Below are 11,251 nucleotides of genomic sequence, written 5' to 3' on the forward strand. Positions count from 1 at the left end.
AGAGGCAAGAGGCAAGAGGCAAGAGGCAAGGGGAGCATGTCACTTATGCAGAACATTTGTACTAAGGTAATAGGTAATAGGTAATAGGTAATAGGTAATAGGTAATAGGTAATAGGTAATAGGTAATAGGTCTGAAGGGGAGCTAGTCCTGGATGAATATTTGTACATTATCTATAGCCCCCTCATGGGTAATTGCTTGCTCTACTGGAAAATAGTACTAATGTTTCAGCAAATTTGACCTGCTCCCAGAGGCAAGAGGCAAGCAAGAGGGAAAAAATAATTTGTACCTAATAGCTACGAAAAACGCTATAAGCATTTTGAATTTTGAATTTTGAATTTTGAACTCCCCTCACATTGTCGTATGACTCCCCTTGTTCAGATTCACTTTATTACCCGACAACTCGACACTAGCTGAACCCTTCTTCAAGTTAATTGCTGAAGATGTTATTTCCACCACTGCCGATGTGGTCTTACTCATTTTTACCCCTGAGTCTGATAGCTGTACTTTCGATTTATCCTTCTCTAAGTTAAACGCACTTTCTGTTAACTCCGCAATTGACTTACTCTTCTTTAATCTAATCTTATCTTTATTCAGTTCTACTTCTACCTGCTTTTCCGCCAGCTTAATACTCTCCTCGGTTATTGTAACTATAGAGTCCTTTCCATTCTTCAACTCGATCGCCTTTTCCGTCAATTTAGCGGTCGTCTTATTATTATTGTTGATTTCTATACCATTTTCATCAAATAGTACCTTCAGGGGCTTATCCACCACTGGTTTAGCCACCTCTAGTAACAAATATTTCTTACCTTTACTGAGACTGCTAACGGATATCGTAACCCCTTGAGTCTTAAACATCTGCAACTTCTCTGGTTCCCCCGCCGTAGTCGCCTCAGCTGCTTTTTTAGGCAGTTCATTTGGGCACCAGAAACAGCCTGTCCAAATTGGGCGCTCTCTATTTCCACCCTCAAATTCTACCCAAACTTCCGTTCCTTTCGGCGGGATAGCAAACATGCCAATATCTTTGCCTGCATAAGGAACACAAGGTTCAGCCCACAAGCACTGATCTCCCAAGACTGACGGTACGCTCACCTCAAGGCGACCGCGCTTGTTTAGATCCTTCGTATTCGTTACTGTACCGCGATATTTACCAAAGAACTGATTCATACTATTACTACCGGAACAGTTGTCCCGAAACCTTCACGGGTCAAAATAAACTTTTGTTTATACTTTCCCATTTCTAAATTATGAGTCACACTTTTGACATAATAAAGTCCGTCGAAACTTTTGCCAGCCCCTCGCAAACCAACTAAACCCCTTGCCCTCAGTAGGCTACCATACTTCTGGGCATCCAGCACACCCTCAACTGTAAGTACCTTGCCAAGAGACCTATCAGTGATCGACTGAACCCCAGCCTTAGCCTGGGACTGATTTAATCCCTGAGGTGGCAGCAAGCGCTTCCGCACTACGGGCTGCTTCAAGGCTGAAGTGCTAGCCAGGGACGGACTCTTGGTCTTGGCAGATTTCACCTGCTTGGGCTGATTTTTTTTACAGTCCAGCAATTCTCCAGATGCCTGGCTAGCCGCCAGTCCGTCATACTTAAAATTAATCGAGTCCACATTGCTATGCCACCCCAGATTCACCGATAAAGCTGACTGGGGGACACCCAACTTCGGAGGCGGTCCCCAATAGGCGGTATTAGTCAGTGGCACTGGTCCGGGAGAAATAAAAAATACATAGCCATTGAGCTCTGCCATTTCCAAAATGTATTCGAGATCTGTACCGTACTGGATCGGAATATATTCCGTAGGCAAGGGGGGTTTATCCCCTGAAGGGGGCGTTACTTTGGGAATAATACCGTATTTGGCGTACTTGCCAATAATTTTAGTGGTGATCGCCGTTTGATTCTGGGATGGATGCTTTTCTATTTTTTCTTCCATATCCATCATCACACTGACATCTTCTCCAGTCACAGTTATCGTTGACGGGACACCCGCTTGAGTACTTGGTTGTAGTTGCAGGTAGGTAATTATACCATCGCTGAGAACGTGAGGTTTGCCATTGAAGGTCACCACCAGGACAACCCTGTTAAACTGCTTTACCTGCTTTAGTAGGGGATAATCTAAATCTGACTTCCCGCTGGGACTGACCGAAAAGACTATCTGAAACCCTGATCGCTCAGTATCCCTATTAGTTACTTCAACACTAGTCAGGGATTCAAGGAGCAAGCGAGATGCTGGTTTAGGCACTGTTGGTCCGATTAAAATCGTTAATTGTACGCCTAGGAAGACCATTTATTTTTCCCATTTATTTTTCTATTTGGGGCTAAAAAAAATTGTTACATAGGTTCAATAACATAGGGCTGCGGGATCCGTATCTGTTTACCCGGGGGTTCTAGGAGCTCGAAGGGATTCATGGTATTGTTGGCATCGCATACTTGCCAAAACATTTCTGGAGAGCCGATGTAGGTATTGGCAATCCGATCAAGGCGATCGCCTTCAGTTACTGTCAATTCTACCTGCAACTGTAGCTTTTCACTCTGGGGCAGAAACCGTCGGCGCTTGTAGGCTATTATTCTACCGTCTGGGTTGGTGAATTTTTCGGTTTCTAAATAGTAGTAACGGCTTGTTTCGTCAAACATAAGTATCTTTAGCTATCGTCTCAATGTCGTCTCAAAACGTTTGTCCTAATCCACTGATGCTGTTAACCATCTTCATTGCAGCCATCAGTTCCTTCGCGATTTGATGACCCATAAACATAGTACCACCTTTGCTTGATAATTTTAAGTCGCTATAACTGAGTACTTGCATATCTAGGCTAACTTCCGAGCGGATCGGATTGAGATTTACATCATAGGCAAGTTCTTCTATGTCCATTCTCTTAATCTGTACTGGTACAATCCGCTTCACTCCCCAAATAAACACCGTTAGGGGAGGACTTTTGGGTAATATTTCTATCGTTCCTGCTAGCAACAGAGCCTCCTTAGCGATCACCTCCAGGCTCATCGGATATATTAGGGTTTCCAATGCCGCTAACTGGGGATGTATGCCCAAATTAACGGCTGTGTCATCTGCTGTTTCCAATTGATCGGTGGCATCGAGTTCTATTTTCAGACTGATTTTTTCTTCTGGTGGTAGGTTAATTTTTGTTGACTCATGCTGCTCATTACTCGCTATTCGGGATGTCAGCGAGCGTGTCATCGTTTCTGGATTATATTGGAAAACGATCACCTTGGGTAGGGGAATCAAGGGATCGATTGAGGCGATCGCCCCTTTGAGAGTACGTGGGGAACCGGGAAATGCGCTCATAGAGTTTTTCTATGGATTAACTGCCATCTATTTTACCTTCATCGGCACCAGCTTACTACCCTGAGTTGCAACGCTACTATTTAACGTATTTAGCGCGATTATCCTATTACTAGTTATTTAGAAAGATGGCGTTATGTTCTGTTTTATGAAGCAGCCCTCATCATATCTTAAGGATATGGTAATCTACAAGAAATTGGAAGTATTTCTAAGAGGTTGTCTGAGAAGTCTCATTTGCTACATCCAAGCCCCCTAAATCCCCATCTGTAAAAAAGCGAAGCATCCGCTAATTCCCCCCAGAATTGGGGGGTTAGGGGGGCGGGGGACTTTTACCAGCAAAATGATTCTTGTTCCCCCCAGCGAGGGATTGCTCGCTGGGGGGCTAGGGGGGCAAAATTCAATATCAAAAAACTTGGGAGATATCCTCTAACTTGTCAACCTACTTACTGGGAAGCCTGGCTTCCTTATCGTCCTATTAAGCGATGACCCCTAGTGGTAATTCAAAATTCCAACTTCAAAATTCAAAATAAATAAAATCAGAAATTTGGCAATTTTTGAATTCTGAAAGCCCCCCGGGTAATTAAAAATTCACAATTAAAAATTAAAAATATAGAATTGTCCGAATCATTTTGAATTAATAATTTTGAACTTTGATAGGGAGCGCGTTGAGCAGCGTGACTAAAGGCCCGTGCGACGGCGGAAGCCCCCACTGATTGTCATTTTGAATTAATAATTTTTAATTTTGAATTGGAGCGAAGCGACTTGACAGATTTTTTTGGGAAATACCGGGGTAAAGTCAAAAAAAATCAAGACCCCAAGAAGCTCGGTCGCCTTCAAGTAATTGTTCCCGAGGTTTTAGATGCAGACAACGAAAACTGGGCTCTGCCTTGCTTGCCATACACGGGCAAAGATATGGGGATGTTTACAATACCACCAGAAGGTGCCAACATCTGGGTGGAATTTGAGGGAGGGAATCGCGATCGCCCGATTTGGACAGGTTGCTTCTGGACCAATGAGGAAGTGCCTAAAGAAGTTTTGGCTGCTTACGAACAAAATGGAGATCCTGCTGAAATTCAAGTTTTTAAGACGGAAGACTTAATTTTAATCTTGAGTAGGCGGACTAAAAAAGAAGGGGTAACCTTGGAGATTAAATTACCTAAAAAAGATAATAAAAATGCAAAAAAAATTATTAAATTGACCTTAGATAAGAAGGGAATTGAAATTAAACATGATCAGCAAACGCTTTTAAAATTAACAGAAGATTTGCTAGAGCTGAAAACTCAGGAAACAGGAGTGGATATCACGGCTAAGCAGATTCAACTAAAGGAGAAGGACGGTGCTGAAGGTAAACTAGAGGAATCGGGGATTGAATTAAAGAAAAAATCATCTACAGCGAAATTGACCAACGACGGTATTCAGCTAAAGAACGGTAAATCAGAGATGCAACTAGCTTCCTCTGGGATAAAAATAAGTAATGATGGCTCGGAAATAGCAGTGAATTCTGCTATAGATGTCAAGGCAAGTGGTGGCGCAAAAATTAACCTATCTCAGGTGAAAGTAAACGTTAATAACGGGGCACTGGAAGTAATGTAAGTATTTAGTGATAAGATTTAAATTAGACAAAATTGAGTTAACAAATGGAAATTGCTTATCCTTTTGAAATTGACGAACGTAAGCGAGTAGCAGAAGCGGACTGGCCAGAACATATCCGTCAAATGATCGAGCAAGTGCTATTCACGACGCCGGGAGAAAGAGTCAACCGCCCTACTTTTGGCACGGGTTTAATGCAGTTGATTTTTGCTCCTAATAGCCAAGACCTCACTAGTTCTGTTGAGTTGATGGTACAAAGTTCTTTACAGGAATGGTTGGGGGAACTGATCCATGTAGAAGGACTACAGGTAGAAACTGAAGATACCAAGTTAACTGTGACAGTAGTCTATATAATTAGACGAAATATGCAACGGGAAGTGGCTAAATTCGAGCAGGGAGAATAAAGGGGTGTACAGTAATGGATAGCGAATTCAGACATCAACGACGGATGGCAGTGAGCGCTCATCCGATTCAGATCGGGCTTGATTATATCCAAGTTGAGTGGCTAGAAGATACTGAAGACGAGTGGAATCTGCTAGTCTATTTCATTCCTGCAGCACCAGATTTAGTGGGCAAAAAGGTGGCTCCCGAAAAAGTAAGTTTTGGTAATATCCAAATTACCAAAGGTGGCGTGGTTAGCAGTGATGTTCAGTTGCTAGAACCCACGGAGGAAAAACCACAACCCACAGAGGGTAATAAGCTTGAACTCAAGGTTAAGCATCAGTTGAAATCAGATGATAGTGAGGAGCAGAGCAATTCCTATCAATTAAAACTGATTAATATATCATACCTAGATCGATTCTTTGAGGAGCTGAGCTTTGGCTTCCGAATACCGGAGCAGATCTCGACGAAAATTGATCCGCAACAGCCGCTACTTGGAGAGCTGAAAACTCAGGAATCCATCGAAATTACCTATCTGGCTAAGGACTATAGCAGCTTTCGCCAATTGATACTTGATCGCCTATCGGTGGTAATGCCTAAATGGCGAGAGCGCAATCCAGCCGATATTGGAATAGTTTTAACAGAAATATTAGCTTATACTGCTGACCGAGCCAGCTATTATCAGGATGCAGTGGCAACAGAAGCCTACCTGAGTAAAGCTCGACAACGAATTTCTATCCGTCGCCACTGCCGTTTGGTAGACTACGTACTGCATGAAGGCTGTAATGCTCGGGTTTGGGTATACCTGGAATTACACTCTGGGATGGAGCCAGTGATGCTCCACAAGGACTCCATGGTCGTTACGGGTGCATCGACATTGCAGCCAGTGCTAAAGTCTGATTCCCGTGAAGCCCAAGAGGTGCTCAAGAAAAAGGGGGCTAAGGTTTTTCAAACCCTACACGACCTGGAACTGCGATCACAACACAATGAAATTCAGTTCTATACTTGGGGGGCAACTGAGTTTTACTTAAAAAAAGGTACTACAAAAGCAACATTAGTAGGACATTTAAAACATTTGCAAAAAGGTGACCTACTGTTACTCGAAGAGGTAAAAAACCCGCAGACGGGGGAAGACGGTAATCCGGAGCACCGTCAGGTGGTGCGTTTGACTATGGTCAATTCTCAGGTAGAAGACCTGATCGGAGGTAGATTTAAGGACCCACCAGATAATACAGCAGTGCCATTGACTGAGATTGAATGGGCTCTTCCCGATGCACTCCAATTCTCTCTGTGCGTGGCTAAACCTTTTTGTCCGAAAACTACTAGCCCCCTCAGCGTCGCCCGGGGTAATATTGTACTTGCCGATCACGGCAAAAGTCAGGAAGACAATAACATGCCTAACGTGCAGGCATCGGGGGAGTATCGCCCCCAATTGTCTAAAAGTGATTTAACCTACAGCGAAGTTTACAAGCACGAACAGGCAAAAGAACAGCCCGCAGCACAACTATTACAGCAAAACCCTCAAAACGCTGTACCAGCATTGGTGTTAGAATCCTCTGCTAGTAACAGTGGTGATTGGGAAACCTGGCATGTACGACCCGACCTTTTGAATAGCAATCAGTTTGCTTCAGATTTTGTTGTGGAAATGGAGAGCGATCGCACAGCTCACCTGCGCTTTGGAGACGGAAATTTGGGTAAAGCCCCCCTAGCCGGTTCGACCATGAAAGCGAGCTACCGCAGTGGTAACGGTACTGCGGGTAATGTGGGTCGAGAGGCGATCGCTTATCTGATCACCCACGATAGCAATTACTACGTAGAACTGGTTGGGAAAATTGCTAAAATTTACAACCCCTTAGCTGCCGAAGGTGGTATAGACCCCGAAGCGATCCCCGAGGCCCGGCTGAATGCCCCTCAGGCTTTCCGCATTCGTCAGAGCTGCGTTACAGAAGCAGACTATGTTGAAGTAATGCAACGTTACCCGGAGGTGCAAAAGGCTGCTGCCCAACTGCGCTGGACTGGTAGTTGGTACACTATGTTTATTGCGGTCGATCGCTATGAGGGCAAACCGATCGATAAGGCCTTTAAGCAGGAATTGCGCGATTATATCAATCCATTCCGATTGATGGGTCACGACCTAGAGATTGTCGAACCGACCTTGGTTCCCTTGGATATAGTGTTACAGGTAACACTTAAAGATGGCTATTTCCAAAACAGTATCAGACGCGCCCTTCAGGAAACCTTTGGCAACAAAGATTACAAGAGTGGCAGGCGCGGTTTTTTTCATCCAGATAACTTCACCTTCGGTCAACCCGTTTTCCTAAGTCGTATTATTAAGAAGACGATGGACATTGATGGGGTGTATCGGGCTGAAGTTAGCCGTTTTCAGGTTTGGGGTCGGACACCTCAGGATGAACTGAACCGAGGTGTAATCGCCACTGATACCTTGTCCATTGTGCGAGTGGATAATAATCCTTATACTCCAGAGTATGGTTTGATCGAGTTTGAATTAGAGGGGGGCGTATAGCAATCCTATCTGATTCGTGAAATAAATGGGCTGTTTTAAGGCAGAAGGCAGAAGGCAGAAGGCATACGATACCAGAGTTAGAGCTAGTTTTTAATAAGTCCAGTGATTTTACAAATGATTTAGGATTGCTATATGACCCCTAGTGGTAATTCAAAATTCAAAATTCAAACTTCAAAATAAATAAAATCATAAATTTGGCAATTTTTTAATTATGGAAGCCCCCCCGGGTAATAAAAAATAAAAAATAAAAAATAAAAATTAAGAATTGTCCGAATCATTTTGAATTAATAATTTTGAACTTTGAATTGGAGCAAAGCGACGGCGTAAGCCCCCACTGATTGTCATTTTGAATTAATAATTTTTAATTTTGAATTGGAGCAAAGCGACTTGACATCAACACCAGAAAACCAACCAGAAGCAATTTACAATCCACCAGGGCTGACAGCCCTCTCTTATCGAATTGCTAGGCATGATGATAGCCTCAAGCGGATGAAAGCTGGGTTGCATACTCAGACAACCCCCCCTAATCAAAAGGATGGTTCGCGACCCCTAGGGAAACTGACCGTTAGCCACAACAATGATCCTGCGATCGCATTTTTAGATGGTTGGGCGGCAGTGATGGAAGTGCTGACGTTTTACCAAGAACGGATCGCTAATGAAGGCTTCGTGAACACGGCAACCGAGCGACTATCGTTACTGGAACTGAGTCGGACGGTGGGCTACGAACTAGCTCCGGGTGTGGCTGCCAGTACCTATCTAGCTTTTACCATCGAAGAGTCAGAGGATGTACCGGAGATTGTCCAAGTCCCCGAGGGAGTTACAGTCGAAAGCGTACCCATAGCTAATGAAGAACCCCAGGTATTTGAGACTGTAGAAACCTTGGAAATGCGGGGGGCGTGGAATTTACTGCAACCCCATATACCTTCAGAAATTGTCCCACCAGAAATAAGCGAAGACACCGTATCACTCAAGCTATCGGGTACTGAAACTCAGTTGGAAGAGGGCGAGCCTCTATTAATAGTAGAAGAGGAAGTAAAATCTTCTGAAAATGTTTACACTGAAAGTCTTTATACTAACCTGACCGCAGTAGAGACTGATGAGGAACTAGATTACACCACTGTTGCTTGGGAAAAAGGTTTGGGTTGGGAACCCCGCAGGGAGATCCAAGTGTTTGCTTTACCGGAACAAGTCACTCTATTTGGTAGCGAGGCTCCCGAATGGAATGAATTGAGTCCGGAGGAGCAACGCCTGTACAGTGATGACACCGGTGGTGTTTTTAACTATATTGACGAGCAGGAGTGGACGTCAATTTCTACAGGCTTGTTGAAAAACGCTGATGTTCGGGCTTTGGTGCGCGAGCCAAACACTGGTAGTCTGTTTGTCGGAACTCATAATGGCATCTTTCGCTCTAAGGACGAAGGCAGAAATTGGGTAGAGATTAACAAAGGTTTAACAAATCTTGATATCTACTCCCTAGCAGTTAGTGAGAAAGGATATATTTTTGCAGGGGCGACCGACGGGAATGTTTTTAGAAGCATTGACCAGGGAGAAAGCTGGGTAGAAATAGGTAGTGAGGGGATTATTTTTCAACATACACTAACTACAACAACTACCAGCAAAGGGGCTCAAACAACTCCCAGCGAAGAGGCTCAAACAACTCCCAGCGATGGGGCTCAAACACCTACCAGCGAAGCGGCTGAAACACCTACCAGCGATGGGGCTCAAACACCTACCAGCGAAGCGGCTGAAACACCTACCAGCGATGGGGCTCAAACACCTACCAGCGATGGGGCTCAAACAACAGAAACATCGACGCCCATAACCACCAGTTTGCCCAGCAGTATTCTCCGCATTATCCGCTGTCTTGCTGTTTATGATAACATCATCTATGTGGGTACTGAATATGGCATTTTTAAGTCCAAAGATAATCATAGAAGCTGGGAGGATTTTAATACAGTAAGTGACTCCCCCCCTAGTGATTTGAATGGCACGATTGTATATTCAATCGCGATAATTACCAAAGCTACAACAGAAGCTACTACAACAGAAGCTATTACAACAGAAGCTACTACAACAGAAGCTACTACAACAGAAGGGACTACAACAGAAGCTACTACAAATTATATTTTTATTGGGACTGACCAGGGTGTATTTCGTGCCCAGGAAAATGACACTGAGTTGTGGAAAAAGATTAACGACAACACGCTGAACGATAAAAAAAGTGTATATTCACTAGTTGCGGCTAAAATCAACAATCAAGACTATCTATTTGCCGGAACAAACACAGGGGTATTTATCTGCGACAATCCTTATGCTGATCCTGTAACTTGGCAGAAGATTAACAACGAAAATCTGACCGATAAAACTACTGTCTATTCCCTGAGTATAGCGACTAAGCAAGACAGCAATTATTATATATACGCAGGGACAGACCGTGGTGTATTTTACTCCCAAGTTAACCCAGTTGACACAGCTGACACAGCTGACACAAGTAATCTTCAGGTAAACTGGGAACAAATCAATAATGGATTGATAAATAAGGAAATTCGTAGTATAGTAGGCTATTTTGATGCAGCCCATCAAGAAAAGCTATTCGCAGGAAGTTGGTTTAATAGCCTCCATACAACGGACTGGCCAGGGTTTGCGATCGCAAATCAGCAACATGTCGATCTCAATGATATCTACGATAATATTTTCCCAAATAGTTGGGTGGTATTGAAGCATCAAGAAAGTAGCCAGGCTTATAAAGTTAAGAGCGTAGGGACAGTTTTGCGCAATGAGTTTGGCGAAAATGGTAAACTAACCCGGATTCAACTCGAAACTACTCAAGCAGTACTCAGAGCATTTGGAGGGGACAAGTACCGCGAAACTGTAGTTTTAGCCCAAAGTGAAGCTTTAAAACTGTACGAAGAAATTATCTACCGAACAAAACTGCCAGTGGAAGGGGATAACATAGAGTTAGATAAAGTCGTCCCAGGACTGGAAGAAGAACGGAAAATTATTATTAGTGGCCAGCAAATGCGAGCCAAAATTCCTCCAATAGGAGGGGTTGTCCGTCAGTCGTTGTTGAGTGACAAAACTTGGGCAAATTTGACTCAACTGTGGACCTATACTGATGTTAATGACTTGTTAATTGACCAGGAAGCCCATAGGGAAACCCTATTTGCTGGAACCGCAACAGGAGTGTCGCGTCTAGAACTGGGAAGCAATCAGTGGCTCGACGCTTCCCAACAGAGTATCCAAGTTCTGGAATGTTACTCAGACGGTGACTCCCGCATCATATTGGCAGGAACAGTAGCTGGAGTCTTTAAACATGATGGCACTAACTGGAGCCCTCTGAATAATGGCTTGACAAATACTGATGTCCGTGCTCTGACTAGCTATTTACAAGATGAGATCCCCATGATCTTAGCGGGGACAGCAGGGGGAGTATTCCGATATGAGAACAATAGA

The 11,251-nt window shown here is 43.8% G+C and carries 7 protein-coding genes and 1 pseudogene; 4 read left to right on the forward strand and 4 right to left on the reverse strand.

All coding sequences use genetic code 11. The features are described 5' to 3' along the window. Positions 1-349 precede the first annotated feature (349 nt). From F6J99_RS01060 to F6J99_RS01075, 4 genes are all read right to left on the reverse strand, one after another. A complete protein-coding gene (locus F6J99_RS01060) occupies positions 350-1,165 on the reverse strand; it encodes a phage baseplate assembly protein V (RefSeq protein ID WP_293111334.1) in 816 nt (271 codons plus the stop codon). Further along, positions 1,162-2,247 (reverse strand): hypothetical protein, encoded by a 1,086-nt coding sequence (locus tag F6J99_RS01065; protein ID WP_293111335.1) that lies wholly within the window; start codon positions 2,245-2,247, stop codon positions 1,162-1,164. Before F6J99_RS01065 ends, F6J99_RS01060 begins: the two co-directional genes overlap by 4 nt. Positions 2,248-2,336: 89 nt before the next feature. Next, on the reverse strand, positions 2,337-2,639 hold the full coding sequence (locus F6J99_RS01070) for a hypothetical protein (RefSeq protein ID WP_293111336.1): 303 nt from the start codon (positions 2,637-2,639) through the stop codon (positions 2,337-2,339). Positions 2,640-2,670: 31 nt separating this feature from the next. Further along, positions 2,671-3,306, reverse strand: a complete 636-nt coding sequence (locus F6J99_RS01075; RefSeq protein WP_293111337.1) for a hypothetical protein — start codon at positions 3,304-3,306, stop codon at positions 2,671-2,673. 759 nt (positions 3,307-4,065) lie between these two features. Between F6J99_RS01075 and F6J99_RS01080 the strand changes: the two genes are divergently transcribed. From F6J99_RS01080 to F6J99_RS01095, 4 genes and pseudogenes are all read left to right on the forward strand, one after another. Continuing rightward, positions 4,066-4,896 (forward strand): phage baseplate assembly protein V, encoded by an 831-nt coding sequence (locus F6J99_RS01080; RefSeq protein ID WP_293111338.1) that lies wholly within the window; start codon positions 4,066-4,068, stop codon positions 4,894-4,896. 44 nt (positions 4,897-4,940) lie between these two features. Beyond that, a complete protein-coding gene (locus F6J99_RS01085; protein ID WP_293111339.1) occupies positions 4,941-5,297 on the forward strand; it encodes a GPW/gp25 family protein in 357 nt (118 codons plus the stop codon). A 14-nt stretch (positions 5,298-5,311) separates the two neighbouring features. Then, complete coding sequence (locus F6J99_RS01090) at positions 5,312-7,798, forward strand: putative baseplate assembly protein (RefSeq protein WP_293111340.1); 2,487 nt, start codon at positions 5,312-5,314, stop codon at positions 7,796-7,798. Positions 7,799-8,185: 387 nt separating this feature from the next. After that, positions 8,186-11,251, forward strand: a pseudogene (locus tag F6J99_RS01095) (hypothetical protein); the annotation flags it as partial.

Origin of the sequence: Moorena sp. SIO4G3, from assembly GCF_010692305.1 — a bacterium.
Lineage (GTDB): Bacteria > Cyanobacteriota > Cyanobacteriia > Cyanobacteriales > Coleofasciculaceae > Moorena > Moorena producens_A.

What these genes read in the sequence shown, in the direction of transcription:
- F6J99_RS01075 (WP_293111337.1), bottom strand. Translation starts at nt 3,306, where the DNA reads ATGAGCGCATTTCCCGGTTCCCCACGTACTCTCAAAGGGGCGATCGCC.
- F6J99_RS01085 (WP_293111339.1), top strand. Translation starts at nt 4,941, where the DNA reads ATGGAAATTGCTTATCCTTTTGAAATTGACGAACGTAAGCGAGTAGCA.
- F6J99_RS01070 (WP_293111336.1), bottom strand. Translation starts at nt 2,639, where the DNA reads ATGTTTGACGAAACAAGCCGTTACTACTATTTAGAAACCGAAAAATTC.
- F6J99_RS01060 (WP_293111334.1), bottom strand. Translation starts at nt 1,165, where the DNA reads ATGAATCAGTTCTTTGGTAAATATCGCGGTACAGTAACGAATACGAAG.
- F6J99_RS01090 (WP_293111340.1), top strand. Translation starts at nt 5,312, where the DNA reads ATGGATAGCGAATTCAGACATCAACGACGGATGGCAGTGAGCGCTCAT.